The sequence below is a fragment of the Pseudogulbenkiania ferrooxidans 2002 genome (assembly GCF_000174355.1).
GTDB lineage: Bacteria > Pseudomonadota > Gammaproteobacteria > Burkholderiales > Chromobacteriaceae > Pseudogulbenkiania > Pseudogulbenkiania ferrooxidans.
Genome location: NZ_ACIS01000015.1, coordinates 22,164 through 48,701, shown reverse-complemented (window position 1 = coordinate 48,701; position 26,538 = coordinate 22,164). Strand labels below are relative to the sequence as shown.

Sequence of the window (26,538 nt, the reverse complement as noted above, 5' to 3'; positions counted from 1 at the left end):
TCACTCCTCCGGCTTCAGGCCGTGACGCGCCTTGGCCGCCGCCACCGCGCCCAACACACCGAGCAAGCAGTCGTCGCGGTAGCGCTCCAGCGCCTTGATCGAGCGCTCTCCCTGCTGCACCGCCGTGCCCTCGACCACGCGTTCGATCAGTTCGTCGGTCAGCTCCGGCGCCGGCAGATAGGTCCACGGCAGCTGCAGCGCCGGCCCGAACTGCTGCATGAAGTGGCGCATGCCCGCCTCGCCGCCGGCCAGCGTGTAGATCTGGAAGGTGCCCATGAAGGCCCAGCGCAGGCCGGCGCCGAAACGGATGGCGTCGTCGATCTCGCCGGTCGTCGCCACGCCGTCGTTGACCAGATGCAGCGCCTCGCGCCACAAGGCTTCCAGCAGGCGGTCGGCGATGAAGCCGGGCACCTCCTTGCGCACGTGCAAGGGCCGCATGCCGAGGCCGGCGTAGATCGCCTTGGCGGCCTCGATGGTCTCCGGCGAGGTCTTCTCCCCGCCCACCACCTCGACCAGCGGCAACAGGTACACCGGGTTGAACGGGTGGCCGACGATGCAGCGCTCCGGGTGCACGGCGTCGCGGTAGAACTCGGACGGCAGCAGCCCCGAGGTGGACGAGGCGATGATGGCCCCCGGCTTGGCCGCCGCCGACACCCGGGCGTGCAGCTCCAGTTTCAGCTCCAGCCGCTCCGGCGCGCTCTCCTGGATGAAGTCGGCGTCGGTCACCGCCTCCTCGATGGTGGCGACGAAGCGCAGCCGAGCCGGCGAGGCGCCCGGCTTGAGGCCGGCCTGCTCCAGCGCCGGCCAGGCGTTGGCGACGTTGGCGCGCAGTTGCGCCTCGGCACCGGGTGCCGGGTCCCAGGCCACCACGTCGAGGCCGTTGGCGAGCGCGCGCGCCACCCAGCCGCTGCCGATCACGCCGACGCCGAGCGCGGCAAAAGTCTTGATTTCGCTAATCACAGGCATGACTGCCTCCTCTCGCTGGGGCCGGATGGCCCAGCATGGAATGTTTCGTCGTATTCAGAGCCAGAATGTGTGGCGCGCCGCGCTCCCACATCCTGCGCAGGATCAGCCGCGCTTCTTCAGCCCGAGCTTCTGGCGCCCCTCTTCCGGCGTCAGCGTGCGCGCGCCGAGCTTCTGCACCAGGTCGATGGCGCGCTCCACCAGCGAGCCGTTGCTGGCGAACACGCCACGGTCGAGGTAGAGGTTGTCTTCCAGCCCGACACGCACATTGCCACCCAACAGCACCGCCTGCGCCACCATCGGCATCTGCATGCGGCCGATGCCGAAGCTGGCCCAGTTCGCCCCCGGCGGCAGGTTGTCGACCATCGCCTTCATGGTGGTGGTGTCGGCCGGCGCCCCCCAGGGGATGCCGAGGCAGAGCTGGAACAGCGGCGCGTCGTCGAGCAGGCCTTCCTTCAGCAGCTGCTTGGCGAACCACAGGTGGCCGGTGTCAAACACCTCCAGCTCCGGCTTCACCCCGAGCTCCTGAATGCGCCTGGCGCCGGCGCGCAGCTGCGCCGGGGTGGAGACGTAGATGTAGTCGCCGTCGCCGAAGTTGAGCGTGCCGCAGTCGAGGGTGCAGATTTCCGGCAGCAGCTCCTCGACGTGGATCAGCCGTTCCAGCCCGCCCACCAGGTCGGTGCCGGGGCCGAACTCCATCGGTTTTTCGCCGGCGCCGATCTCCAGGTCGCCGCCCATGCCGGCGGTCAGGTTGAGAATCATGTCGACGCCGGAGGAGCGGATGCGGTCCACCAGCTCGCGGTACAGCTTGGGGTCGCGGCTGGGCTTGCCGGTATCCGGGTTGCGCACGTGGCAGTGCACCACGGTGGCGCCGGCACAGGCCGCCTCGATGGCGGCGTCGGCGATCTGGCGCGGGGTGACCGGGATGGCCGGGTGCTTGCCGACGGTGTCGCCGGCGCCGGTCACCGCGCAGGTGACGATGACGTCATGGTTCATGCTGTGTCCTTTCTGCGGGAATCGGGGGCCGGCTTACTGCGCCAGATAGCTCTTCACGGCGTCCAGTCCGGGCTTGCCGTCGAAGGTGGTGACGCCGTCGAGCCAGGCGGTCAGCACCTGCGGGTTGCGCTGCAGCCACTGCTTGGCGGCGCTGGCCGGATCGACCTTGTTCATGATCGGGTCCATCACGCGGTTTTCCATGTCGAGGGTGAACTTGAAGTTGCCGACCAGCTTGCTGGCGTTGGGGCAGCGCTGCTGGTAGTCGTTGGCCAGCACCGTGTACACCTTGGAGCCGCCGTAGTTGGGGCCGAACTGCTTGTCGCCGCCGGAGAGGTAGGTCAGCTTCATCAGGAAGTTCATCGGGTGCGGTTCCCAGGCCAGGAACACGATCGGGCGCTTCTGGCGGAACGCCTTGGTGGCCTCGACCAGCATGCCGGCCTCGCTCGACTCGATCAGCTTGAAGCCCTTCAGGCCGAATTCGTTGCTGTCGATCATCTTCTTGATCTGGGCGTTGCCCTGGCTGCCGGGCTCGATGCCGTAGATCTTGCCGTCCAGCTCCTTGCGGAACCTGGCGATGTCGGCAAACGTCTTCAGGCCGCGCTCGGCGGCGTAGCTCGGCACCGCCAGCGTGTACTTGGCGCCGTCGAGGTTGGCGCCGGGCAGCACCTGCAACGACTTGCTCTGCACGAACGGGGTAATGGCCGGGGTCTGCGATGGGTCCCAGTAGCCGAGGTAGACGTCCAGCTGCTTGCTCTTCAGGCCGGCGAACACGATGGGCTCGGAGGCGATGGTCTTGCTCGGGACGTAGCCCAGCCCCTTGAACACCACCGTCGCGAGCCCGGTGGTGGCGGCGATGTCGGTCCAGCCGACGTCGGCAAAACGCACGTTGCGGCAGCTTTCCGGCTCCGCGGCCAAGGCCGGCAGCGCCAGCAGCGAAGAGAGGCACAGCACCAGCGGTTTGATATCCAGTTTCATGTCCTAGCTCCGTGATAAAGAATCGGTCCTGTTCCGACCCGCGGGCCGTTGCGACGGCCATCCACGCGGCGCCCGGTGGCACCGCCGTCACCCGGCGGAGGGGGTAGTGGCGTCACTGTAGCGGCATCGGCCCCCGGCCCAGCGAACTCTGGCGACATTTGATCGGACTGGAGCGACACGCTGGCACCACAAACGAAAAACGGGGAGCCGAAGCTCCCCGTTGGGTGAAAAGGTTGGCCGAAGCCGTCAAAATCCGCCCCAGGAGGCGAGCAAGCCAAGGCCGGTCGAGTACCGCCGGCGCACAGGAACCGGCATGGACACGGAGTCCATGAGGATTCCGAGCATCGCCGGCGCTCACGATGCGCAGGCGCAGCCGCCTCGGGATGGGCTCGCAGAACCTGTCCACGATCTGTCGCGAGCGCCCCTCAGCGGGGTAAAGAGCAGCGCAGGAACCGGAATGGACATGGAGTCCATGAGGATTCCGAGCAGCACATGGGCCCCGATCAGGGACGCGCAGCAGGATCGTGCACAGGTTCTCAGCCGCGCCGTCGCCAGCCTAATAGCAACACCCCGGCCAGGATCAGCACCCCGCCGCCCAGCATCGCCGCGCTCACCGCCTCGCCCAGCCACATCGCCCCCCACAACACGCCGAACACCGGCACCAGGTAGGTGACGCTGCTGGCGCGGGTGGCGCCGAGCTTCTCGATCAGGCGGTAGAAGATCACGTAGGCCAACGCCGTGCAGGCCAGCGCCAGCAGCAGCACCGCGCCCCACACCTTGCCCTGCGGAACGACCGGCGGCCAGGTGACGAGCGCCAGCGGCAACAGCAGCAGCGCACCCGACGCCAGGCTGCCGGTCGCGGTCACCAGGGGCGGCAGGCCCGGCAGCCAGCGCTTGGCCATGTGGCCGGACCAGCCATAGCAGGCGGTGGCGCCGAGCATCGCCAGTACCGGCATCCCGCTGTCCAGGCCGAACGCGGCGCCGCGTCCCAGCGTCAGCACCAGCACCCCGGCCAGCCCCAGCGCCAGCCCGGCGGCGCGCTGCCGGGTCATCGCCTCGCCCGCCAGCGGCATCGCCCACAGCGCGGTCATCAGCGGCGTGGTGGCGTTGAGCACCGAGGCCACCCCGGCCGGCAGGCTGAGCGTGGCCCAGGCGATCAGGCAGAACGGCAGCGCCGACAGGAACACCCCGACGATAGCGATGGCGCGCCAATGCTGGCGCCACAGCGCGATCCCGCCCTGCCACAGCAGCAAGGGCAGCAAGGCCAGCGCTGCCACGCTGAGGCGCAGCGCGATCAGCGGGAACGGCCCCAGCTCCGGCACCGCCACGCGCATGAACAGGAACGAGCCGCCCCACATCGCGGCCAGCAACACCAGCCACAGCCAGTCGCGCCGCTCAGCCATGGCGCACCTCCGCCACGACGGTCACGGCGCGCCGACGGTGACGCCCGGAATAACGACTCGGAAGATTCATCGGGATGTCCTCGCAAAACGCCAGTGTAGAGAAGGTGGCGTCTTATGACGATCCGATTCTTGCTGTGCAAATGGAAACCGCCGCGCAGGGCGGCGGCGGACAGGACGGAAGCAACGGCTAGTGGCGGCACTTGCAGGTGTTGATGCCGAGTAGCGCGTACGGCGGGCACCAGCCGACCAGGCCGGTGGCGAGCGGAATCAGCCCCAGCCAGCCCCACGGGCTGTGCGGCCCGACCAGCGCCAGGCTGACGATGCCCAGCCCCGCCGCGATGCGTACCACGCGTTCGATCCTGCCGATGTTCTGCTTCATCACTCGCTCCTTTGTGCGCCATTCGAAAACAATATATATAAATATATAATATATGGCGCGTAAAAAGGCAAGCCCGCCCCCAAACGAAACGGGCCGCCCGAAGGCGGCCCGCGTGGCGGTAAAGCAGGAGATGCGACTCAGTCGCCCATGGCGGCCAGCAGCTCGGCCTGGTGTTCGGCGATCAGCGCGTCGGTGAGTTCGAACAGGTCGCCGTCCATCACCTGGTCGAGCTTGTACAGCGTCAGGTTGATGCGGTGGTCGGTGATGCGGCCCTGCGGGTAGTTGTAGGTGCGGATGCGCTCGGAGCGGTCGCCCGAGCCGATCAGGCTCTTGCGCTCGGCGGCCACCGATTGCTGCTGCGCGCGCAGCTGGATGTCGTAGATGCGCGCCGCCAGCACCTGCATCGCGCTGGCCTTGTTGGCGTGCTGCGAACGGCCGTCCTGGCATTCGGCGACGATGCCGGTGGGCAGGTGGGTGATGCGCACCGCCGAGTCGGTCTTGTTGATGTGCTGGCCGCCGGCGCCGGAGGCGCGGAAGGTGTCGATGCGCAGGTCGGCCGGGTTCAGCACCACCTCGGCGATTTCCTCGGCCTCCGGCATCACCGCCACGGTGCAGGCCGAGGTGTGGATGCGGCCCTGGGTTTCGGTGGCCGGCACGCGCTGCACGCGGTGGCCGCCCGATTCGAACTTGAGGCGCGAGAAGGCGCCAAAGCCCACCAGCCGCACGATCACTTCCTTGTAGCCGCCGAGGTCCGACTCGGACGACGACACGATCTCGGCCTGCCAGCGGTTGCGCTCGGCGAAGCGCGTGTACATGCGCAACAGGTCGCCGGCGAACAGCGCCGCCTCGTCACCGCCGGTGCCGGCGCGGATTTCGAGGAAGATGTTCTTCTCGTCGTTGGGGTCCTTGGGCAGCAACAGCTTCTGCAGCTCGACATCGAGGCTGGCCATGCGCTCCTTGCCTTCGTCGATCTCGGCCTGGGCGAATTCCTTCATGTCCGGGTCGGCCAGCATCTCGGTGGCGGTGGCGAGGTCGCTCTCGCACTGGCGATAGGCCTGGTAGGTTTCGACCACCGGCGTGAGTTCGGCGTGTTCGCGCGTCAGCTTGCGGAACGCGTCCATGTCCCGGGTGGCGGCTTCGCTCGCCAACAGATGGGTGACTTCTTCCAGCCGGTCCGCCAGCTGGCTCAACTTCGTCGCAATCGACGGTTTCATTACGACTCCGGGTGTAAACGGTAAAGACGCGTGATGGCGTGCACCAGCGCGTCGTGCTCGGGGCCGTGGCCCGCGGACAGTGCCTGGGTCGGTGGGTGCATCAGCTTGTTGGTGAGCTGTTGCGACAGCGCTTCCAGCACCTTGGCCGGGTCATCGCCGCGCGCCAGCTGCTTGTGCGCCGCCTCCAGCGCGTGGCGGCGCACGCGCTCGGCCTCGTCGCGCAGGCCGCGGATCAAGGGCACGGTCTCGCGCCGCTTGAGCCATTCGACGAATTCCTGCACGCGCGCCTGGATGATGGTCTCGGCCTCTTCCGCCGCCAGCTGGCGCGCCTCGCGGCCGACCTCGACCACGCTGGCGATATCGTCCACGGTGTAGAGGAAGACGTCGTCCAGCTCGCCCACCTCGGCCTCGATATCGCGCGGCACGGCGAGGTCGAGCATGAACACCGGGCGATGGCGGCGGATCTTGATGGCGCGCTCCATCAGGCCCTTGCCCAGGATCGGCAGCTGGCTCGCGGTGGAGGTCACCACCACGTCGTAGCGCGGCAGCGCCTCGGGCAGGTCGGACAGGGTGATGGCGTTGCCGCCGAAGCGTTCGGCCAACTTCTCGCCACGCTCCAGCGTGCGGTTGGCCACGGTGATACAGGACGGGTTGCGCGCGGCGAAGTGAGTCGCCACCAGTTCGATCATCTCGCCGGCGCCGATGAACAGCACCTTGAGCTCGCGGATGGTGGGGAAGATCTGTTCGGCCAGCTTCACCGCCGCCGCCGACATCGACACCGAGTTGGAGCCGACCGCGGTCTTGCTGCGCACTTCCTTGGCGACGGCGAAGGTTTTCTGGAACAGCGCGTTGAGCTGGGTGCCGAGCGTACCGCTCTGCTCGGCGGCGCGCACCGCGTCCTTGATCTGACCGAGAATCTGCGTCTCGCCCAGCACCATCGAATCCAGCCCCGAGGCGACGCGGAAGGCGTGGCGCGCGGCGGCGGCGGCGTCGAGCTGGTACAGGTAGGGGACGAGTTCGTCGAGCGGCAGGCCGTGGAATTGCGACAGCCACTCCAGCGCCGCCTGCGGGTTGTGGCTCGCGCAGTAGATCTCGGTGCGGTTACAGGTGGAGACGATGGCCGCCTCGCCCGCGGCGTCGGAATGGACCAGGCTCTCCAGCGCTCCCGGCAATACCTCCGCCGGGAAAGCGAGCTTCTCCCTGACCGACAACGGCGCGGTTTGATGATTGAGTCCGAAAGCAACCAGATGCATGAGCGGAAAGGCCGCAGGTTAAATGGCTTATTCTAGCCTAAACCAGTGTTCCCGTCCCTACTCCCCACGGCGGAGGAGCCGGTGTCACCTCAGCCGTCGGCCAAGCAAGCAGGATGGGCAGTCCGGCGCAGCCACACCTACTCCCCGCTGCCCCGGCCAAGGGAGTAAGATAGCGCCCCACAGGAGGACGCCATGTCGCTGAAGCTCGCCGATATCCGCCACGATTATGCCCAGAAGGAACTGTCGCCGGACGACTGCCTGCCCGACGCCGTCGCGCAGTTCACGCTCTGGCTCAACGAAGCCATCACCGCCAAGGTCAACGAGCCGACCGCGATGCACCTGGCCACCGTCGGCGACGACGGCCGCCCCAGCGCGCGCATCGTGCTGCTCAAGGGGGTGGAGGACGGCCGCTTCGTGTTCTACACCAACTACCACAGCCGCAAGGGACGCCAACTGACGGCCAACCCCTGGGTCTCGCTGACCTTCTTCTGGCCCGAGCTGGAACGCCAGGTGCGCATCGAAGGCAAGGCCGTGACGGTGGCGCCGGAGGTGTCCGACAGCTACTTCCACAGCCGCCCCTACGCCAGCCGGCTCGGCGCCTGGGCCTCGGAACAGAGCAGCGAGATCGGTTCCAAGGCCGAGCTGATCAAGCGTGCCGCGCTGTTAGGCGCCAGGTACCCGCTGCACGTGCCGCGCCCGCCGCACTGGGGTGGCTTCGCCGTGGCCGCCGACCGCATCGAATTCTGGCAGGGCCGCCCCAGCCGGCTGCACGACCGCGTGGTGTACACGCTGGACGATGCCGGCCAGTGGCAGAAGGCGCGACTGGCGCCCTAACCCCGGGGGCGTCCCGCTATCGCTAAAAAGGTTGGCCGAAGCCAACCTTTTTTGCTGTCTGCCGCACCCGCGCCGTCCACGGCGCCGCTACGACGGCTCGTCCAGATCGCTCTTGAACTCGGCCGCCTTGTGCGAACCGTCGCAGAACGGCTTGTTCCTGGAGTGGCCGCAGCGGCACAGCCAGACCTGGTCACCCTCGACGGCGATCTCCCGGCCGCCCTGGGTGACGATCGTGAATTCGCCCTTGATGAGATACGGGCCGTTGTTGCGCGGCGTGATGATGGCTTTTCCCATGCGTGCTCCCTGAGGCTAGGGCCGGCGCCGGCGCACTGGCGTCGCCCGCGCCGGCCCGGCTCCGTCACGTGCTCCAGCGGTGGGCGAAACTGCCCCGCTCCGCCTTGTCCATCAAGTTGAGGAACTGCTCGGTGCGCATGTGGATCAGGTCCTCGTGATCGCCCGCCTCGAAGTAGATGTCCGGCTGCATCGCCAGGCTCTCGTCGAGGTAGGTCTGCATGCCGTAGGCCATGCCCACCGGCGGCACCGCGCCGATTTCACAGTCCTGGAACAGCGCCGACAGCTCGGCCTCCCGGACCAGTTCCAGATCCCGTCCGGTGGTGTCCCTCAGCTCCGACATGTCCAGGCGGAAGGTGGACGGCAGCACCGCCGCGACGTAGCCGCGCTCGTCGGCCAGCAGCACCGTTTTGGCCAGGCGGTCGCCCGGCACGTGCGCCACCTGGGCGGTTTCGCTGGTGGAATGGGTGTGCGCGTGATGCACGATATCGTACTGACTGCCCTTGCGGCTCAGACAGTCCTGCAAGGTGGTAGAGATCGACATGATCGTCCTCCTCCAAAGTCGGCCATGACCCGGCCGCCGGACGCCGACGGATGACGGGCGCGGGCCGTGCGCTATGCGAATGGTTGCCCCTTGATATTCTTTAAAACTAGCCCGCTTTCCCCCACAAGTGAAGGCATCCGGCAACACGCCCCCGCCGTCCGTGCAATAAAAAGCCCGTCCACAACGGACGGGCTCGGCTGATACGCCACGCGCTGCCGGCTTACTTGGCGCCGGCGTCCTTCACGCACTTCTTCATGAAACTGCTCTTGGCGGCGCCCGCCAGCTTCTTCTCGGCGGCCTTGCCCTCGCAGCTCGACTGCGCTGCCATGCCCTTGCTGTCCTTCTCGCACTTCTTGAGGAAACTGGCCTTGGCGGCACCCGCCAGCTTCTTCTCCGCCGCCTTGGCTTCGCACGCGGCGTCGCCGGCCAGGGCCACGTTGGCCGAAACCAGGGCCAACAGGGCCATCATCACGAATTTGCGCATTGTTCTGTTCCTTGTGGTTGCAGTTACGGTCGAATCACGGTCAAGAGCCGTCACAGCCGACGGCATGGCGGCGTAATACGGGCCGCGCCTCATGCAATGTAGCGCAGAAAAGCGCCGCCCCCCAAGCACGCGCCGCGCCGGCCCGCGCTTCAGTCGCCCTTGTCCACCGGCAGCCGGCCCAGGCGGTCCTTGACCTTCTTCATCACGATATAGGAGCAGATGTCGCGCATGCCCGGAATCTTGTTGAGCTTCTCCACCACGAAGTTGGAAAACGCCGTGAGATGGCGCGTGCGCACGTGCAGCACGTAGTTGGTCGGCCCGCTCACCACGTAGGCGGCAACGATCTCGTCGAGCGCCGCGATCTGCTCCAGAAACTGCTCGTGCCACTCCTCGCGCGAGCGGTCCAGCGTGACGTGCACGATGGCCTCCAGCTCGAAACCCAGCTGCTGCGCATCGAGTTCGGCGTGGTAGCCACGAATCAGGCCGTGCTCTTCCAGCGTGCGCACCCGGCGCAGGCAGGCCGACGGCGACAGCGCCACCTTGTCGGCCAGGTCCTGATTGCTGAGCCGGCCGTTCTGCTGCAGCGCGGCAAGAATGCGCCAATCTATCGAATCGACCTGCATCTGCAATATCCAATCGTTTAGCACTATTTCTTCGAATAATCTGCGAAAAATAGCACATCGACAAGTCGAACTTGCAATTTTGGCCAAAGCCGCCGGTGCTAGCATAGTTTTCATCAGCCGTAGCCAAGAAAGCCTGCTCCATGCTGTTCGACATCTCGCCGCCGCTGTCCGCCGACACCCCGGTCTGGCCGGGCGACACGCCCTTCCGCGCGCACCGCACCTGGCAGTTGGCCGCCGACTGCCCGGTCAACGTCTCGCGCCTGACGCTCTCCACGCACTGCGGCGCGCATGCCGACGCCCCGCTGCACTACTCGCCGCACGGCCTGGCCATCGGCCAAGTGGAACTCACGCCCTACCTCGGCCCCTGCCGCGTCGTGCATTGCCTGGACGCCGGCCCCCTGGTCACGTGGCCGCAACTGGCGGCACGGCTGCAGGACGTTGCCGGCCCGCTGCCGCCGCGCGTGCTGATCCGCAGCTACCGGCAGTTTCCGCACGGGCAGTGGGACGGACACTTTGCCGCCATCGACCCGGCCGCCATCGACGGGTTGGCCGAAGCAGGCGTCTGCCTGATCGGGGTCGACACCGCCTCGCTCGACCCGGCCCACAGCAAGACACTCGATGCCCACCATGCCGTGGCGCGCCACGGCATGGCGATTCTGGAAAACCTGCAGCTCGACGACGTGCCGGAAGGCGATTACGAACTGATCGCGCTGCCCCTGAAGCTCGTCCAGCTCGACGCCAGCCCGGTTCGGGCCGTGCTCAGAACGCTGGCCTGACACACCTCGCCCCCACAAGGAGACCCACTATGCATACCCGTGAAGCCTGCCTCGCCGCCGACCGGCAAGACCCGCTGGCCGCGCTCAAACACCAGTTCGACCTGCCCCCCGGCGTGATCTACCTCGACGGCAACTCGCTCGGCGTGCTGCCCAAGGCGGCGCGCGCGCGCAGCGCCGAGGTCATCGACCAGGAATGGGGCGTCGGCCTGATCCGCAGCTGGAACACCGCCAGCTGGTTCGACCTGCCGGCGCGGCTGGGCGACAAGCTCAGCCGCCTGATCGGCGCCAACGACGGCGAAGTGGTGGTTACTGACACCACCTCGCTCAACCTCTTCAAGTCGCTTGCCGCAGCCCTGCGCATCCAGCAGCAGGACCACCCCGAGCGCCGCGTGATCGTGTCCGAACGCGATAACTTCCCCACCGATCTCTACATGATCCAGGGCATGATCGACCTGCTGCAGCAGGGCTACCAGCTGCGCCTGATCGACGACGCCACGCCGCTGGAAGCAGCGCTGGGCGACGACGTGGCGGTGCTGTTGCTGTCGCACGTCAACTACCGCACCGGCTACCTCTACGACATGGCCGCCACCACCGCGCTGGCGCACCGCCACGGCATCCTCACCCTCTGGGACCTGGCGCACGCCGCCGGCGCGGTGCCGGTCGACCTCAACGGCGCCGAGGCCGACTTCGCCGTCGGCTGCACCTACAAATATCTCAACGGCGGCCCCGGTTCGCCCGCCTTCATCTGGGTGGCGGCGCGCCACCAGGACCGCTTCTGGCAGCCGCTGTCGGGCTGGTGGGGACACCAGCGCCCGTTCGCCATGGCCACCGACTACCAGCCCGCCAGCGGCATCCGCCGCTTCCTGTGCGGCACCCAGCCCATCGTCTCGATGTCGCTGATCGAATGCGGCCTGGACGTGGCATTGCAGGCCGACATGACGGCGGTACGCGACAAGTCGCTGGCGCTGACCGACCTCTTCATCGAGCTGGTGGAACAGCGCTGCGCCGACCACCCGCTCACCCTGGTCACCCCGCGCGAGCACGCCCGGCGCGGCAGCCACGTCAGCTTCAGCCACCCGCAGGGCTTCGCCGTGATGCAGGCGCTGATCGCGCGCGGCGTGATCGGCGACTACCGCGAGCCGGAAGTGCTGCGCTTCGGCGTCACCCCGCTCTACCTCGGCTACGCCGACATCTGGGACGCGGTGGACACGCTCAAGGACATCCTCGACAGCGGCAGCTGGGATCGCCCCGAATTCCACCAGCGCGCCTCGGTGACCTGAGCCCCCGCGCCGTTCCCCTCACCCCATAACAACGACCGCCCTTGCCCCTCCCGCCCCGCTCCGACGAGCCGGGCGGCGGGCCGGGTATTGCCGGCGGCTTGACCTCATGAATGGAGAAACAGATGAGCAACTCGTTCGACCACATCGCGCGGCGTGAGCAGGGCCTGCACCGCCGCCTCAGCGCCGGCCAGATGAGCATGATCGCCATCGGCGGCGCCATCGGCACCGGCCTGTTCCTCGGCAGCAGCTTCGCCATCGGCTTTGCCGGGCCCAGCGTGCTGATCAGCTACGCCATCGGCGGCCTGATCACCCTGCTGCTGATGGGCTGCCTGGCGGAAATGACCGTGGCCCACTCCACCTCGGGCTCGTTCGGCGCCTACGCCGAGCACTACGTCAGCCCGCTGGCGGGCTTCCTGGTGCGCTACGCCTACTGGTCGTGCATCGTGCTGGCGGTCGGCACCGAGGTCACGGCGGTGGCGGTGTACATGAAATTCTGGTTCCCCGCGGTGCCTGCCTGGGCCTGGATCGCGCTGTTCTCCAGCCTGCTGATCGGCATCAACGCCACCAGCGTCAAGGCCTTCGGCACGGTGGAATACTGGTTCTCGACGATCAAGGTGATCGCCATCGTCGGCTTCATCCTGCTCGGCGCCTACGTCATCTTCGGCTCCGGCTCGGCGCAGTACGGCCTGCAGCACTACACCGCGCACGGCGGCTTCTTCCCGCACGGCCTCTCAGGCACCTGGGTCGCCGTGATCATCTCCATCTTCAGCTACCTCAGCGTGGAAATGATCGCCGTCGCCGCCGGCGAGGCCGACAACCCGGAACAGGCGGTGAAGCAGGCCTTTCGCGCCACCATGCTGCGCCTGGCGGTGTTCTACCTGCTGTCGCTAGCGCTGATCCTCGCCATCGTGCCGTGGGACGCCGCCGGCAAGAGCGGCAGCCCCTTCGTCAAGGTGATGGAGGTGCTGGGCATTCCGGGCGCCGCCGGGGCGATCAACTTCATCGTGCTGGTGGCGGCGCTCTCCGCCATGAACAGCCAGCTCTACATCACCACGCGCATGATGTTCAGCCTGTCGCGCGCCGGCCACGCCCCGGCCGGCATGGGCCGCGTCACCCGCAACGGCATCCCGCTCAACGCCCTGTTGCTGTCCACCGTGGGCATCGCGCTGGCGACGGTGCTCAACGTGCTGTACCCGGAGCACTCGTTCGAGCTGATGATGGCGATCTCGATGTTCGGCGCCATCTTCACCTGGCTGATGATCTTTCTCACCCATTATTGCTTCCGCCGCTTCCACGACTGCCAGGGCGGCCCGGCGCTGTCGTTCCGCATGAAGGGCTTTCCGCTCACCACGCTGGCGGGCCTGCTGCTGATGCTGGCGATCCTGGTCACCACCGCCTTCACCGAGGTGTTCCGCATGACCCTGGTATTCGGCCTGCCCTTCCTCGCCCTGCTCAGCGCGGTGTACTACCTGTTCTTCCGCCAGAACGGCCTGCGCCGCGGCGAGGCGTAAGCGTACGCGGCCGCCCGCCCTGCTGACCTTCCCCCCACCGGGCCGGTAGCCACGGCCCCGGCGGGGAGCCTGGCCGTAGCCGGCCAAGCGCCGCCTTCGGTGCTAGCATGGATCATGGCCGCCACCAACAACTCCATCGCGATTGCCACGGTTGACCTGAGCAAGCGCTTCAACCACGTCACGGCGCTCGACCGGCTCACCCTGAGCGTGGCGCGCGGACAGATTTTCGGCCTGCTGGGCCCCAACGGCGCCGGCAAGAGCACCACCATCAAGATTCTCACCACCCTGCTCGAGGCCAGTTCCGGCCGCGCCACGGTGGCCGGTTTCGACGTGGCGGCCGAGCCGATCGAGGTGCGGCGGCGCATCGGCTACGTGCCCCAGCTGCTGTCCGCCGACGGCGCCCTCACCGCCACCGAGAACCTCACCCTGTCGGCGCGCCTGTACGGCCTGCACGGCGCCCGGCTCAAGACGCGGGTGCACGAGGCGCTGGCCTTCGCCGGCCTCGACACGGTGGCGCACAAGCTGGTGCGCACCTTCTCCGGCGGCATGATCCGCCGCCTCGAAGTGGCCCAGGCCACGCTGCACACTCCGGAAATCCTGTTTCTCGACGAACCCACCATCGGGCTGGACCCGGTGGCGCGCCGCACCGTGTGGGAGCGGCTGCAGCAGTTGCGCCACAGCCAGGGCATGACCATCCTCATCACCACCCACGACATGGAAGAGGCCGACGTGCTGTGCGACGAACTCGCCATCTTGCATCAGGGCCGGCTGGCGGTCATCGGCCAACCCGACGCGCTCAAGGCGCAAGTCGGACCACAGGCCGACCTGGCCGATGTCTTCGCCCACTTCAGCGGCGCCGTCATCGAGCAGGAAGGCTACTACCGCGGCATCCGCCAAAGCCGCGGCACCATCCAACGCCTGGGGTGAAACACATGCTCGCCTGGCTCTACGAAAGCGCCGCCGTGACCGACGCTGAGGTGCGCAAACTGCGGCGCGACCCCACCGAGCTGCTGTCGCGCGCGGTGCAGCCGGTGCTGTGGCTGGCGGTGTTCGGCCAGGTGTTCAGCCACGTGCGCGGCATCCCCACCGGCAGCCTGCGCTACCTCGACTACATGGCCCCCGGCATCCTGGCGCAGAGCATCCTGTTCAGCGCCATCTTCTACGGCATCGCCATCATCTGGGAGCGCGATCTCGGCATCGTGCACAAGCTCCTGGTCACCCCGGCGCGGCGCAGCGCCCTGGTGTTCGGCAAGGCGGTGGCGGCGGGGCTGCGCGGGCTGGTGCAGGCGGCGGTGGTGTACCTGGTGGCGATCGCGCTGCACGTGGCGATCCGCTGGGAGCCGCTGCCGATGGTCACCGTGGCCGCCGCCGTGTTCGTCGGCTCGTGCATCTTCTCCACCTTCTCGCTGGTGATCGCCTGCATCGTCAAGACGCGCGAGCGCTTCATGGGCATCGGCCAGCTGCTCACCATGCCGCTGTTTTTCGCCTCCAACGCCATCTATCCACTCGATATCATGCCGGACTGGCTCCGGGCCATCGCCGCGTTCAACCCGCTGACCTACCTGGTGGACGCCTTGCGCGGGGCGATGATCGTGGGCGGGCATAGCGTCTACGGCGACGCCACCAGCTTTGGCATCATGCTGCTGGTCTTCCTGCTACTGCTGGCCCTGGCCGCCAAACTCTACCCGGGGCTGGCACGCTGACATCCTCCGCACGACCACCAACCATGCCCCAATCGCCGACGACAGAGCGATAACCGTCATTTCCCAGTTACCCGCCCGCAGCACCGCCCTCTTCAGTGGCGAAATTCAGACATTCCCATAGGCTCCACCGAGAGGTCAGCGCCATCACGACAAAATGACATTGACAAGCCAGCAAGCCGGGCGCTTACTTCATCGTCATGCAAAATGGGTTTTGCCGACACCACCGTTCTGGGCAAGTATTCACCTCCTTCAGACGCAACCCGCCGGTAAGTCGGGAGCGGGTCACAAGACGGTCGTGATGGCTGACAGGGCATGATGGCTTGTGCAGTGGCGAGCCAGGGTTGGCAGCATTTTTCAGACTTTATCCCGCAACAAAACCAGTACGGAGAGTAAAGATGAATAAAGCAACTCGGCAGTTCAAATTCAGCGGCATGGCCGCCACGCAAGACCTGTCTCATCAGATCACCCAGACCGCGCTAGGCGCCGCCGCCCCCGACGAACACTATCTGGCCCCTGTCACCGTCCCGATCACCATCACCAACCCGGGGCCGACGCGGGTCGTCGGCATTCCCCAGTACAGCCCCACCGTCGTCGGCGGCACCTCGGGCTATAACCCGCCGGAAGACTGCAACGGCAATTTCATGTCGTACAAATTCCAGCCGCACAACAATTGCTACGCCTATGGCTGCAACATCACCCCCAACACGTTCCCACAGCCAGGCCGGGCCAGTGGCAACCTCATCACCGCGGCGACCCTCAACGGCCCTTCCATCAGTCACTTTGCCGAGCAGGACGGCCTCGTGTACGTCGGCACCTGCCTCGGCGACATCAAGACCTTTGCCCAAAAACGCAAGGCCACCAGCCCGAACGACTTGGTCGGCACCGGCGCCCTGGGAGGCCATTTCGTCGCCCTGATGATTTCCCCGGCCGGCGATGCCAACTGGCCCGGCGACTACCACTGGGCGCGCTGCGACGACGTGGTCAATTTCAATTCGTGGTCACAGAAGGATGGCGGCGACCAGGTCACCAACTTCGACTTCGCCGGCAACCTGATCCAGAACCCGGCGGTCGCCAACTGGACCGTCAACCAGGGCCCGGTGCAGCCCGACAAGAGCCAGCCCGACTACAACCCGGACGACCTGATCGTCGAATATTCCTTCTACTGCTACATGTTCGTGCCCGACTCGGGCGTCAAGATCATCTGAGGTTCCGCCATCTGAAGAATGCCCATTACAGAGGAACATCATCCCCATGAAAATAGCCATTCTCTACACGGGCGGCACCATCGGCTGCGTCGGCAATCCGCTCTCGCCGATGAACACCGACGATTTTTCCAGCGCCTTCAAGAACCTCATCACCCCGATACTGCAACAGCAGTATCCGGACATCACCATCGATTTCCCGCCCATCACCTTTCCGGAATCCAGCAGCGGCACCCTGGACAGCACCAATCTGCAGCCTTCCGACTGGTGCCTGATGGCGGAGTGGGTATTGAACACCTACACCCAGTACGATGGCTGGGTGGTGCTGCACGGCACCGACAGCATGGATTTCACCGGCCCGGCCTTGTCCTTCCTGCTATCCGACTGCAACGAGCTGGGCTTTCCCACCGCTACGCTGAGCAAGCCGGTCATCATCACGGGTTCGCAAGTGCCCTTGTTCTATCGGGCCTCGTCGCAATCCGCTCTGGCCATCAACTACAACACCGATGCGTTCCAGAACGTCTGCGGTGCGGTGGCGTCGGCACAGAGCGGCGTGCCGGAAGTCGGCGTGTACTTCCAGAACCAGCTGTACCGCGGCAACCGCACGGTCAAAACCAACGCCAGCCAGTTCAATGCCTTCTCCTCGCCCAACTACCCGGCCTTGGGCGAGTACGGCATCGAACTGGACATCGATTTCGCCAACGTCCTGCCCCTGCCCACCACCCCTGACACCAGCCTAGACACCCCGAGTACGCTGTCGGCCCTGCAGAAGCGTCTGACGTATATCGCCCAGAACATCGATGCGTTTCCCGCCATGCAGTTCAACGCCTTCCCTGCCGCCTACTCGGCGACGGGCGGCACGGCGGTGATCGCCAACCTGATCGATGCCTGCGTGGCCACGGGCATCACGGGGCTGGTGCTCGAATCGTATGGCGAAGGCAACTTCCCCTCCGGCAACCCAGACAACCCGGCCGCGGGCGCCACCTACCAGGCGCTGGCCAATGCCAACGCGGCAGGGGTGGTGATCGTCGATTGCACCCAGGTACTCAGCGGCACCGTGAACGACAGTGCCTACGCCGCAGGCGCATGGTTGCCTGCGGTTGGCGCCCTCAGCCCGGCCGACATGACGCCCATGGCCGCCCTCGCCAAGGTGATCATCCTCTCCACCGTGGCGGCTTACCACGGCTGGTCTGCGGACACCGTCAAAACCCTGGTGCAAAGCAATCTGGTGGGGGAAATGAAAAGCGTGAACCGCTTGGATGACTGGGGCCAGCTAACCCTGGCGGCCGGCCAATCCATCACCACGCTCGATGGCAGCGCGACCTTGAGCAATGACCCGGTTCTGGGGCCGGTACTGCTGAGGAGCGGCAACACCAGCCCACTATGGCAGGCGTTGAGCGCTCCCATCGCTAACCCGCCCGGCCGCCTGATACTGGAACAAGACGGCAATCTGGTCCTTTACGACCGGACCAACATGCCGCTGTGGGGCACGAGCATCGTTCCGAGTAGCCCGACCAGCAGCGCCTTGGTGCTGGCCGGCTCGTACACCGACAACACCCTATCCCTGTACCTCTACGACGTCGCTCAGCAAGAAGCCACCGAGGTGCTCTACACCGGGTCGGGCGAGAGCTGACCCCGGCGGGTCGAGTAGCGATCACCCGTTGAATGGAATCTCCCCAGACTGTCCGGTTGCAGCAGTTTCGGGGCTCTTCAAACTGCAACCATTTTCAAAGGTGAACATTATGTCGGATACCGTTGTTGGCGGTTGGACCGCTTTTGACTTTGAACTCACCACCGAAGCCAAAAAGGTTTTTACAGAAGCTGTGAACCTGATGGGCGTGAAATACACCCCGTTTGCTTTTGCCACGCAGGTGGTTGCAGGCACCAACTATTCCTACCTCTCCCAGGCCCAGGTCGTGGCACCGAACGCGCCGCTGCGGGTAGTGAAGATCCACATCTACCAGCCGCTGCCGGGCCAGGGCCAGCCGCACATCACCCAGATCATCGATATCAACCCGTAATGACAGCAGGCTGACCAGACAAGAACGATTTTTAAAGCGGGGCAATTGCTCGGCGTAACGGTTCCTGTCGGCCCAAAACAATGCGGCCACCCGGCAAAGGGGTGGCCGCATTGTCATTTATGACGCTGCAACGGCGACATCCCAGTGGACAGATAGACGTAACGATCGATCGGAATGGCCTGGGCGCGCACCATGTCGAGTACCCGAGCGGCCTGTGCGTCGCTAAGGCCCCGCCATGCGATTGGCGAAATAGGCACCCACACCCCGGCCTACTTCGGCTTGCCGTACTGCTGATCGAGGTAATCGAGGATCAGGGGCACGTCTTCTTCCTTGATCGGCGCCCCCATCACCTTGACCATCTTGGTGACGGTCGCCTCCCAGCCCTTGCGGTCGAGAAAACGCGAGTTCATCTGGATGTAGTCCAGGCTGTGGCAGACCGCGCAATTGCGGGCGACCACGTCCTGGTTGCTGCCTTGCCGCAGTTTGACGGCGCTCTCGTCGGCCAGCGCCAGGGCCGGCAGCAGCAACAGCAGCGCGCAGAGTGTCTTGTTCATGGCGGGCCCCTCACACGACGTCCACCGCCACCTGGTGCACCAGGTTGTGGTGATACCCGGCCGGGTTGGCGATCAGTTCGAAGGTCTGGGTCTGGCCGATGCGGTTGGTGGCCTTGGCCAGCAGCGTATAGCGGCCCTTGTGGCGCGGCTGGAAGCGGTAATGCCAGGGACGGAAGGAGAAACGGCCGTGATCGGTGCCGAGCTCGGCGTTGCGCCAGCTCATGCCGCCGTCGGTGGAAACCTCCACCTGGCGGATGCCATAGCCGGCGTCCCAGGCGATGCCGGCCAGCTCCAGCGGCTTGCCCAGCGACAGCCGCTCGCCGTCGCGCACGCTGGTGATGAGCGAATTGACCACCATCTCGGTGATCGGCGTGTTGGCCGCCGTCTCCTGCGACAAAAAGCGCTCCACCACCGGAAACTTGCCCACCGGCACACGGTAGGCGCTCTTCATCCAGAAGCCGTCGAACGGCGCCGACACCACGTTGATCGAACTCAGGTGCTTGACCCAGTAGGTGGCGGTCCAGCCCGGCACGATCAGCCGCGCCGGGAAACCGTTCCAGTGCGGCAGCGGCTCGCCGTTCATCTCGAAGGCGATCAGGGTGTTCTCGTCCAGCCCCTTCCACAGCGGCAGGCTCTTGACGAAATCCGGCGTCTTGTCGAGCACCGGGCCGTCGGCGCCGTCGAGCACCAGCTCCAGCGCGCCCTTCTTCACCCCGGCCTTGTTCAGCAGGTCGCGCAAGCGCACCCCGCGCCAGCGCGCGTTGCCCATCGCGCCGTAACTCCACTCCACCCCCGGCACGTGCGGCTGGAACAGGCCACGCCGGTTGCCCGAGCACTGGCACACCGCCGCCAGCTCCACCGTCTCGAAGCGACGCAGCTCGTCCAGCGTCAGCACCAGCGGGCTCTCCACCTCGCCGCCGATGCGCAGCTGCCAGCTGCGCGCCTCCACCTCGGGAATGTTGGCCAGGTGATAGCGCACGAAAAACGCCTTGTTGGGCGTGAACACCTCGCGGAAGTACTCCGGCGGCGTTTCATAGTTGGGAGGACGGTAACTGCGCTTGATCAGCGGCACCTTGCCGGGCAAGGCCTCGAGCAAGGCCGATTCACGCGTGCCATCCGGCAGCGCCGCCGGTTGCAGCAACTTCGCGCCCTTGGCCCAGGCCGGCACCAGCAAACCCCCGCCAGCCAGCAGCAAGCCGCCCGAGCCGACACGCAAAAAATCCCGCCGGTTGATACCCATCGCCGCCCCTCCCGAATTGTTGGAGTTTGTTCCATGTTAGATGGTGGCAAGGGCAACGCAATGCGATTTGCAGACAGCCATCGAAGACCAAGCGACTGCCGCACGGGAGAGACACCCCAACGGCGACCGGCCCGGCCGGCCGCTAGCGTCGGGGGCGTTTACTGTTTGGAAACCGTGGCAATCCAGCGCTCGATCTCCTGCACCGAGGCCGAAGGCGCGTTCAGATGGCTGGAAGTAGGCTCGGCCATCTTGGTCAGCGGGTGCTTGGCCAGCAGCCCGAACATCTCGTGCTTCACCCGCACCAAGGCCGGGTAATCGTTGCTGGGCGCAATGTACAGCACGGGGGTATCCGCCTTGATGCCGCGCATCGCCAGCGTCTGGTTCATCGCCCCTTCCGGCTCGAACCAGGTCAGATAGGCCGCCGGCGTGGAGGCCACGGCATAGGTCCCCCGGCCGCCCTCGTAATCGCTGAACCGGGCCTTCTCCTGTCCCTTGCCCTGCGCCACCAGCTGGCGCGCCTGCTCCACGGACGGCCCCACCGCCTCACGGAAGGTGGCATTGCCGACGTTGCCGCCCGGCGCGATGGCCACCACGCCGTCGACGTGGTGCCGGCCGCCGAAATACAGCGCAAACACCCCACCCTGGCTATGCCCCGCCACGAACACCTTGCCGGCACCCTTCTGCCGCAACGCCGTCAAGGCTGCTTCCACCTCGTTTTCGGCAGTGGTGACATCCACGTCGTACTCGCGCCGGCCAGACCAGGGCATGTCCAGATTGGCCACCAGAAACCCGTCGCGCTCGAGCGAGGCGGCCAGGTCAGACACATATTTAGAGGGAGAGCCGCCCTTGCCGTGCATCACCACCACCCCGGCCTTGGGCGTATCGGCCTGGGCGTGCAGACAGACGCCCAGCGCCGCCACAGCAAACAGTCTGGCAAAGCGCTTCATGTTGTTTTCGTAAAGAAGGGGAAAAAGACATCATGCCACGATACGGCGACGGGGGAAGGCACATCGCCGCCGGCAGCGGCCCTCAGCTATCCGTCTGGCTGCTGCCCGTATACCAGAAATAAATCGGTCCCCTTTTCTCCGTCGCCACCCAAAACCTTTCGGCCAACCTTGAACAAGGTTGGCCGAAAGGTGGTAACGCGCAGACGGGCCGGCTTAACGCTTGCCGGCCGCTTCTTCGCGCCGGCGCTTGGCCTCTTCCAGCAGGTAGACCTGGTAATCGTCCAGATCGCCCCCGAAATCGCTGACCCCGCCACGCGACACCATCCAGAATTCGTCGCACACCGCGCGCAGCAGCGCCCGGTCGTGGCTGACCAGCATCACCGAGCCTTCGAACTCGTTCAGTGCCACGCTCAGCGCCTCGCGGGTGGCGAGATCCAGATGGTTGGTCGGTTCATCCAGCAGCAGCAGGTTCGGCCGCTGCCACACGATCATGCACAGCACCAGCCGCGCCTTCTCGCCGCCGCTCATGCTGCCGACCGCCTGCTTCACCATGTCGCCGCTGAAGTTGAAGGTGCCGAGGAAATTGCGCAGCCCCTGCTCGCGGCAATCATTGGCCGACGGCCGCATCGCCGCCGGGGTGTCGCGCACCAGACGGAACATGTGCTGCAGCGGATCGTCCTCCGGCCGCAGCACGTCCAGCTCCTGCTGCGAGAAGTAGCCGATATTGAGCCCCTTGCCGCGAATGATCTCGCCGCCGACCGCCTGCAACGCCTCGGCCACGGTTTTCACCAGCGTCGATTTGCCCTGGCCGTTGGCACCGAGAATGCCGATACGCTGCCCGGCCAGCACGGTGCGGTTGACGTTGCGCACGATCACCGTCGGCGGCGTGCCTTCCGCCGCGCCTTCAGGCGCCGGATAGCCGAACACAGCGCCGCTCATCGACAGCATCGAGTTGGGCAGGCTCTGCGGCTCCTTGAATTCGAACTGGAACTCGGCATCGGCCAGCACCGGCGCGATCTTCTCCATCCGCTCCAGCGCCTTGACGCGGCTCTGCGCCTGCTTCGCCTTGCTGGCCTTGGCCTTGAAGCGGTCGATGAACTTCTGCAGGTGCGCCATCTTTTCCTGCTGCTTGGCCTGCGCCGCCTGCTGCAGGACCAGCTGTTCGGCACGCATGTCCTCGAACTTGCTGTAATTGCCGCCGTAGCGCACCAGCTTGGCGTTGTCGACGTGCAGCGTCACGTTGGTGACGGCATCGAGGAATTCGCGGTCATGGCTGATCACCACCATGGTGCCGGCGTACTGCTTCAGCCACGCTTCCAGCCATACCAGCGCGTCCAGATCCAGGTGGTTGGTCGGCTCGTCCAGCAGCAGCAGGTCGGACGGACACATCAGCGCGCGCGCCAGTTGCAGCCGCATGCGCCAGCCGCCGGAGAAGCTGTTCACCGGCTGCTGCAGCTCGGCGACACTGAAACCCAAGCCGAGAATCAGCGCCTGCGCCCGTGCCGGCGCGTCGTGGGCACCGGCATCGTTGAGCGCGGTATAGGCGTGCGCCATGCGCATGTAGTCTTCGCCGGCCTCGGCCTCGGTCACCTCCTGCTGCGCGGCGAGCAGGGTGGTATCACCTTCGACCACAAACTCGGTCGCCGTCTGCGCCGTTTCCGGCATGTCCTGCGCCACCTGCGACATGCGCCACTGTGACGGGATCGACACATCGCCGCCGTCTTCGTGCAGCGAGCCGTTCAGCACCGCGAACAGCGAGGATTTGCCGGCGCCGTTGCGGCCGACCAGGCCGACTTTCTCGCCGGGATTGAGCGTCACCGACGCGTTGTCGAGCAGGACTTTGGTACCGCGGCGCAAGGCCACGTTTTTCAGAATGATCATGGGAAGCGCCGTGCGGCGGCAGAAAACAGGTTACGCCGCGACCGGCGACAAGGCGGGAAGACGACAGAAAGGCGGCCAACGTTGGCCGCATCATGGCAATGGTGCTGCAGCAGCAGCGGTGCGCCGCCGCATGCTGCAAAGCAATAAAAACGGCGCGGCGCAAATGGTAACACGCCCCCTGCCGCCGCGCCGGCCCGGCTATAAAAAACAGGCGCTTAAGGAGGGGACGGCGCGACCGCGCGTTGCGGCCAACGCGCTGGATGATCTGTGGGCGCTGCCCGCTCGCGGGATGCCTTCATGCAGGCCTATTGCAATGCCCCGCTAGAACGTGTCGACCTCGACCCACGCCAAGGCACAGGCCGCATCGGACACATGGGCTACTTCCGGCAGCAGGCACAACCGCTGTAGGACAACGTACTGGACTGATTCATGACCGACCTGCAGGCACGCAGCGCCGCCATGAGCGCAGCACATCGCACCGGATGAGTAGCAAGGTTGGCTGCAAGATGTAGCCAAATAAATCTCTCCCCTTTTCTACACTTTTCTCACATTGCCGTGCATCACCACGATCCCGGCCTTGGGGGTATCGGCTTGGACATGAAGACTGACGCCCAGCGCAACCACAGCGAACAGTTTGGCGAAGAGCTTCGCCCCTCTTAATCTAGGGTGGCAGTGAACAAGTTGGGCTTCGTTAAACAAGCTTGGGCAAATCTTGCTCTATCAGATGCACCAGTCTTGGTGCAAGCTGTCCGCTGATCTTGACCACACCGCTTGATGCAAAGGTCACTTGGCCACGTATGCCCTCGTAAATTAGTTCGAAAACGGCGCAGTCTACCTTGTAGCGCAAGCCATCCAGTAGTTTCATGTTTTCAACAATCATCCCCTGCTTAGACGCGAATTCCATCCGTGCAACCAAGTCCTCGTCAATGACAGCACCTATCACTTTCAAGCCAACCAACTTGGTAACTTCGACATGCTCGAAGACCGACGTCGGCTTGACCTTGTCAAATGTCAGGGGCTTACTTGTGAATCCGAAGCCAACAATGGATTCAAGTGCATTGAGTAGATCGCGAATGTTTCGACCTGGATTCTCGATCCGAAGGAATGTCACACCACCAACAACGATAATCACAAAGTCGGTGAAGCTGACACTGGCCACCTCTTCGTAAGAGGGGGTACCCTCATCATCCAGCCTGGTCACAACGATTTTCGTACGCCATAGGAATCGAAACTTTGGCGAACCTATAACCCCTTCAACACGCAAAAAGCCAAAGCTCGCATTCTGGGTGAGAGGCCGACTAGCAAGGATGCCATTCAAATCGACATTGCTACGTGGAAACTGGATTCGATACCAACGGTACCTGGTAAGCATTACGCGTCTCCGGTGCTCAACCCAGCAAACTCCTCGCGCAGCCTCGTCATTAGCTCGCGCGACTTGGCCTCAATGACGCGAGAGATTGCATCAACTTCAAACTTGTGAGGAGCTCGCCGACGAGCAGATACCTTCCCCTGTTCCATAGGAAATACACCACTCAGAATGAAGGAGAACCCTGTGCATTCTTTTGGGTCAGCGAAGACAGCTTCGATGTCATAGACATTGCCATTACCCATATTCTCCGTCGCAGTCCAACCAATCTTGGTGATGTAGTAGTCATCCTCATCCAACAACCCATTCAGTAACTCTGATCTGGTAACTCCATTACCACGCAGGAAGACACGCTCCACGTGTGTATCGGGATCATCAGTAACAGAGTTATCTGATTCATCTTCGGGTTCGGGCTTGGCCTTGTAAACATAAACATCGGTCACATCTCGTCGCACGTAGCCCGGAAGGTTTGTTGCCAACTCGTGGAAGAACTTGGACCTAAGTTTTGGCGACATCACGTCAAAGAGCGATACCACGACTTTGGTCAGTGAGGTTTCTACAGCCTTCTCAATCTTACCCAACAATGTCTCTCGGACATCGTTGAGATATTCGTTCTGTGTGTTGCGAACGATAAAGCCATCAGGAGATTTGACGAACTCAACCGTTCCATCACGAACCTGCACCTGGGTAAACTCGCTACGTTTGTAGTCCACAGTTGAGTACTGAACGTGCATCGTCAGATTATCGCCGTCCCGCGATACATGCACCACGTCACCACCCGCCTCCAACTCTTGTTTAAGCTGATCGACGGCAGCCTGTAGCTCTTCGATTTCGCTTACACCCGTTACATCCATCGACGTGATGCGTTCCCGCCGAGGTGCGATTCCAAGACGTGCGGCGATGCCCTTATGGTCGTAATAGTCGTGTGTTAGTCGGGAGAAATACTTCGCCAAATCTTCGCGAGGCGTCTTTTTACCGACGATGATATTTCGGCGCTGAAATAGCTTCATGACGGTCGGGGTATCGACCTTGTGTTGATTCAAAGCTTCAAAGACATTCTTGTCAGTAGCGTAGTAGAGGGACGGGCCGTGCACACGCTTCTTCATTCTCGCCACCCCAAGTCACCTGGATTATAGGTACTGGTCATACTGGTTATCCTATCGATGTCAATTTGGTTCAGGATGGCTTCTCGGGCTGGGTCGAACCCCCAAGCCTTGGCGTACTTCTTCTTGGCCATTTGAAACACGCTTTTCAAGTCGTTAGTGGCATCGCCTTTGGTGACCCGGACCCGGATTTTTTCACCCGATTCGAGCATCTGATATCGTGAGAGACTATCCAAGAAATACTCAAACTCTTCCGAGCATTCCCCTGGGGCGTTGTAGTAAATGACATAGCCCGCGCCGTAGGTTTCCGTGGCTCCGTGCTTGACGATGATGTATGGGCCTGTGAGTGTCTCAATCGTGGCAGGCTGACCCCAAACGTCACCTTGACGCCGTGACATCACCAAATCGGGGTAGTAGAAGGTGTACTCCTTCGGAAGCTCGTCTTCCCCTTTTAAGCCCTTGATGTCATTCGCGATGCTGAACAGCCGTTGGATATCATGCGGCCCAAGGAAATGCAGCAGTGATCCGGGGGCTACCGGGAGCGCCGGCAAATCCACCTTGTCGATGGCTTCGTAAAACGGTTTATCGTAGCCGTTGTCGTGATTGTGGATGAACAGCAGTCCGCGTACCTCATGCTGTTCCGATGCATCGACTGAATATTTCGAACGCCACTCCGATGACTCCTTTGCACACTCGACAGTCATGCAAAGAGACTTGAATGCACCGCGAAGCCGGGATGCCGTGATGGAGTCAGCTGAGTAGCTCTTAAGGTCTGTGTGCAAGTAGATACGCTTACCTAAGTAGGGATCCTCATAAAAGAAGACGACATCACCGGGGTGAGATGCTTTTGGCTTGCTGCCTTCCCCGAGGTGTTTCTCATTGGAGCACTTGAAGTTGTCGTCCCGCTTGGGGTGAGCTTCCCAAAGGAAATGCTTAAAGATGTCCTTCGATATCTTCGCTGCAATCTCGCCGATATTTATCGTTTCAGCCACTTA

General features: G+C 64.4%; 28 protein-coding genes. 10 read left to right on the top strand and 18 right to left on the bottom strand.

Annotated elements, in window-relative coordinates:
* From FURADRAFT_RS19175 to hemA, 7 genes are all read right to left on the bottom strand, one after another.
* Positions 1–966: an L-carnitine dehydrogenase gene (locus FURADRAFT_RS19175; protein WP_008955834.1), complete on the bottom strand. Its 966-nt coding sequence runs from the start codon at positions 964–966 to the stop codon at positions 1–3.
* A gap of 102 nt (positions 967–1,068) precedes the next feature.
* The gene (locus FURADRAFT_RS19170; protein WP_008955833.1) at positions 1,069–1,959 is read right to left on the bottom strand and encodes a BKACE family enzyme; all 891 of its coding nucleotides are present in this window, start codon (positions 1,957–1,959) and stop codon (positions 1,069–1,071) included.
* A 33-nt stretch (positions 1,960–1,992) separates the two neighbouring features.
* On the bottom strand, positions 1,993–2,934 hold the full coding sequence (locus FURADRAFT_RS19165) for a choline ABC transporter substrate-binding protein (RefSeq protein ID WP_008955832.1): 942 nt from the start codon (positions 2,932–2,934) through the stop codon (positions 1,993–1,995).
* A 536-nt stretch (positions 2,935–3,470) separates the two neighbouring features.
* The gene (locus FURADRAFT_RS19160; RefSeq protein WP_008955831.1) at positions 3,471–4,337 is read right to left on the bottom strand and encodes a DMT family transporter; all 867 of its coding nucleotides are present in this window, start codon (positions 4,335–4,337) and stop codon (positions 3,471–3,473) included.
* 187 nt (positions 4,338–4,524) lie between these two features.
* Positions 4,525–4,716, bottom strand: a complete 192-nt coding sequence (locus FURADRAFT_RS19155) for a YgaP family membrane protein (protein WP_008955829.1) — start codon at positions 4,714–4,716, stop codon at positions 4,525–4,527.
* Between the two features lie 137 nt (positions 4,717–4,853).
* The gene (prfA, locus tag FURADRAFT_RS19150) at positions 4,854–5,930 is read right to left on the bottom strand and encodes a peptide chain release factor 1 (protein ID WP_008955828.1); all 1,077 of its coding nucleotides are present in this window, start codon (positions 5,928–5,930) and stop codon (positions 4,854–4,856) included.
* On the bottom strand, positions 5,930–7,183 hold the full coding sequence (gene hemA / locus FURADRAFT_RS19145; protein WP_008955827.1) for a glutamyl-tRNA reductase: 1,254 nt from the start codon (positions 7,181–7,183) through the stop codon (positions 5,930–5,932). Before hemA ends, prfA begins: the two co-directional genes overlap by 1 nt.
* A gap of 192 nt (positions 7,184–7,375) precedes the next feature.
* On the opposite strand from hemA, the gene pdxH reads away from it, so the two are divergent.
* Positions 7,376–8,017, top strand: a complete 642-nt coding sequence (gene pdxH, locus FURADRAFT_RS19140; RefSeq protein ID WP_008955826.1) for a pyridoxamine 5'-phosphate oxidase — start codon at positions 7,376–7,378, stop codon at positions 8,015–8,017.
* 87 nt (positions 8,018–8,104) lie between these two features.
* Here pdxH and FURADRAFT_RS19135 read toward each other — a convergent pair whose 3' ends face one another.
* The 4 genes from FURADRAFT_RS19135 to FURADRAFT_RS19120 form a co-directional block, all read right to left on the bottom strand.
* Positions 8,105–8,311, bottom strand: a complete 207-nt coding sequence (locus FURADRAFT_RS19135) for a CDGSH iron-sulfur domain-containing protein (protein WP_008955825.1) — start codon at positions 8,309–8,311, stop codon at positions 8,105–8,107.
* 64 nt (positions 8,312–8,375) lie between these two features.
* Entirely contained in the window at positions 8,376–8,852 is a 477-nt protein-coding gene (locus FURADRAFT_RS19130) for an aminoacyl-tRNA deacylase (RefSeq protein WP_008955824.1), read from the bottom strand.
* A 220-nt stretch (positions 8,853–9,072) separates the two neighbouring features.
* Positions 9,073–9,336 (bottom strand): hypothetical protein, encoded by a 264-nt coding sequence (locus FURADRAFT_RS19125; protein WP_008955823.1) that lies wholly within the window; start codon positions 9,334–9,336, stop codon positions 9,073–9,075.
* A gap of 149 nt (positions 9,337–9,485) precedes the next feature.
* On the bottom strand, positions 9,486–9,959 hold the full coding sequence (locus FURADRAFT_RS19120; RefSeq protein ID WP_008955822.1) for an Lrp/AsnC family transcriptional regulator: 474 nt from the start codon (positions 9,957–9,959) through the stop codon (positions 9,486–9,488).
* Between the two features lie 140 nt (positions 9,960–10,099).
* Here FURADRAFT_RS19120 and kynB point away from each other — a divergent pair, with 140 nt between their 5' ends.
* From kynB to FURADRAFT_RS19080, 8 genes are all read left to right on the top strand, one after another.
* A complete protein-coding gene (kynB, locus tag FURADRAFT_RS19115; RefSeq protein WP_008955821.1) occupies positions 10,100–10,735 on the top strand; it encodes an arylformamidase in 636 nt (211 codons plus the stop codon).
* Positions 10,736–10,764: 29 nt separating this feature from the next.
* Entirely contained in the window at positions 10,765–12,015 is a 1,251-nt protein-coding gene (kynU, locus tag FURADRAFT_RS19110; RefSeq protein ID WP_008955820.1) for a kynureninase, read from the top strand.
* A 122-nt stretch (positions 12,016–12,137) separates the two neighbouring features.
* Positions 12,138–13,526, top strand: a complete 1,389-nt coding sequence (locus FURADRAFT_RS19105) for an amino acid permease (protein ID WP_008955819.1) — start codon at positions 12,138–12,140, stop codon at positions 13,524–13,526.
* A gap of 114 nt (positions 13,527–13,640) precedes the next feature.
* Positions 13,641–14,453: an ATP-binding cassette domain-containing protein gene (locus FURADRAFT_RS19100; protein ID WP_008955818.1), complete on the top strand. Its 813-nt coding sequence runs from the start codon at positions 13,641–13,643 to the stop codon at positions 14,451–14,453.
* A 5-nt stretch (positions 14,454–14,458) separates the two neighbouring features.
* A complete protein-coding gene (locus tag FURADRAFT_RS19095; RefSeq protein WP_008955817.1) occupies positions 14,459–15,229 on the top strand; it encodes an ABC transporter permease in 771 nt (256 codons plus the stop codon).
* 395 nt (positions 15,230–15,624) lie between these two features.
* Entirely contained in the window at positions 15,625–16,434 is an 810-nt protein-coding gene (locus FURADRAFT_RS19090) for a hypothetical protein (protein ID WP_008955816.1), read from the top strand.
* 46 nt (positions 16,435–16,480) lie between these two features.
* On the top strand, positions 16,481–18,064 hold the full coding sequence (locus FURADRAFT_RS19085) for an asparaginase domain-containing protein (protein ID WP_008955815.1): 1,584 nt from the start codon (positions 16,481–16,483) through the stop codon (positions 18,062–18,064).
* A 109-nt stretch (positions 18,065–18,173) separates the two neighbouring features.
* Positions 18,174–18,452, top strand: a complete 279-nt coding sequence (locus FURADRAFT_RS19080; protein WP_008955814.1) for a hypothetical protein — start codon at positions 18,174–18,176, stop codon at positions 18,450–18,452.
* Between the two features lie 269 nt (positions 18,453–18,721).
* On the opposite strand, the gene FURADRAFT_RS19075 is transcribed toward FURADRAFT_RS19080, so the two are convergent.
* From FURADRAFT_RS19075 to FURADRAFT_RS19060, 4 genes are all read right to left on the bottom strand, one after another.
* Positions 18,722–19,006, bottom strand: coding sequence for a sulfite dehydrogenase cytochrome subunit sorb (locus FURADRAFT_RS19075; RefSeq protein WP_008955813.1), 285 nt, complete (start codon positions 19,004–19,006; stop codon positions 18,722–18,724).
* A 10-nt stretch (positions 19,007–19,016) separates the two neighbouring features.
* Positions 19,017–20,246, bottom strand: coding sequence for a molybdopterin-dependent oxidoreductase (locus FURADRAFT_RS19070; protein ID WP_008955812.1), 1,230 nt, complete (start codon positions 20,244–20,246; stop codon positions 19,017–19,019).
* Positions 20,247–20,404: 158 nt separating this feature from the next.
* A complete protein-coding gene (locus tag FURADRAFT_RS19065) occupies positions 20,405–21,193 on the bottom strand; it encodes an alpha/beta fold hydrolase (RefSeq protein WP_008955811.1) in 789 nt (262 codons plus the stop codon).
* A gap of 213 nt (positions 21,194–21,406) precedes the next feature.
* On the bottom strand, positions 21,407–23,074 hold the full coding sequence (locus FURADRAFT_RS19060; RefSeq protein ID WP_008955810.1) for an ABC-F family ATP-binding cassette domain-containing protein: 1,668 nt from the start codon (positions 23,072–23,074) through the stop codon (positions 21,407–21,409).
* On the opposite strand from FURADRAFT_RS19060, the gene FURADRAFT_RS20855 reads away from it, so the two are divergent.
* On the top strand, positions 23,067–23,399 hold the full coding sequence (locus tag FURADRAFT_RS20855) for a hypothetical protein (protein WP_201441977.1): 333 nt from the start codon (positions 23,067–23,069) through the stop codon (positions 23,397–23,399). The two genes, FURADRAFT_RS19060 and FURADRAFT_RS20855, sit on opposite strands and share 8 nt — an antisense overlap.
* A gap of 366 nt (positions 23,400–23,765) precedes the next feature.
* On the opposite strand, the gene FURADRAFT_RS19055 is transcribed toward FURADRAFT_RS20855, so the two are convergent.
* The 3 genes from FURADRAFT_RS19055 to FURADRAFT_RS19045 are packed head-to-tail and all read right to left on the bottom strand — an operon-like array spanning position 23,766 to position 26,535.
* Positions 23,766–24,446 carry a hypothetical protein gene (locus tag FURADRAFT_RS19055; RefSeq protein WP_008955808.1) on the bottom strand — a complete coding sequence of 227 codons (681 nt, stop codon included), beginning with the start codon at positions 24,444–24,446 and terminating at the stop codon, positions 23,766–23,768.
* Positions 24,446–25,546 carry a hypothetical protein gene (locus tag FURADRAFT_RS19050; RefSeq protein WP_008955807.1) on the bottom strand — a complete coding sequence of 367 codons (1,101 nt, stop codon included), beginning with the start codon at positions 25,544–25,546 and terminating at the stop codon, positions 24,446–24,448. The genes FURADRAFT_RS19055 and FURADRAFT_RS19050 overlap by 1 nt, the downstream gene beginning before the upstream one ends.
* Positions 25,543–26,535, bottom strand: a complete 993-nt coding sequence (locus FURADRAFT_RS19045) for a hypothetical protein (protein ID WP_008955806.1) — start codon at positions 26,533–26,535, stop codon at positions 25,543–25,545. The genes FURADRAFT_RS19050 and FURADRAFT_RS19045 overlap by 4 nt, the downstream gene beginning before the upstream one ends.
* Between the last annotated feature and the right edge of the window lie 3 nt (positions 26,536–26,538).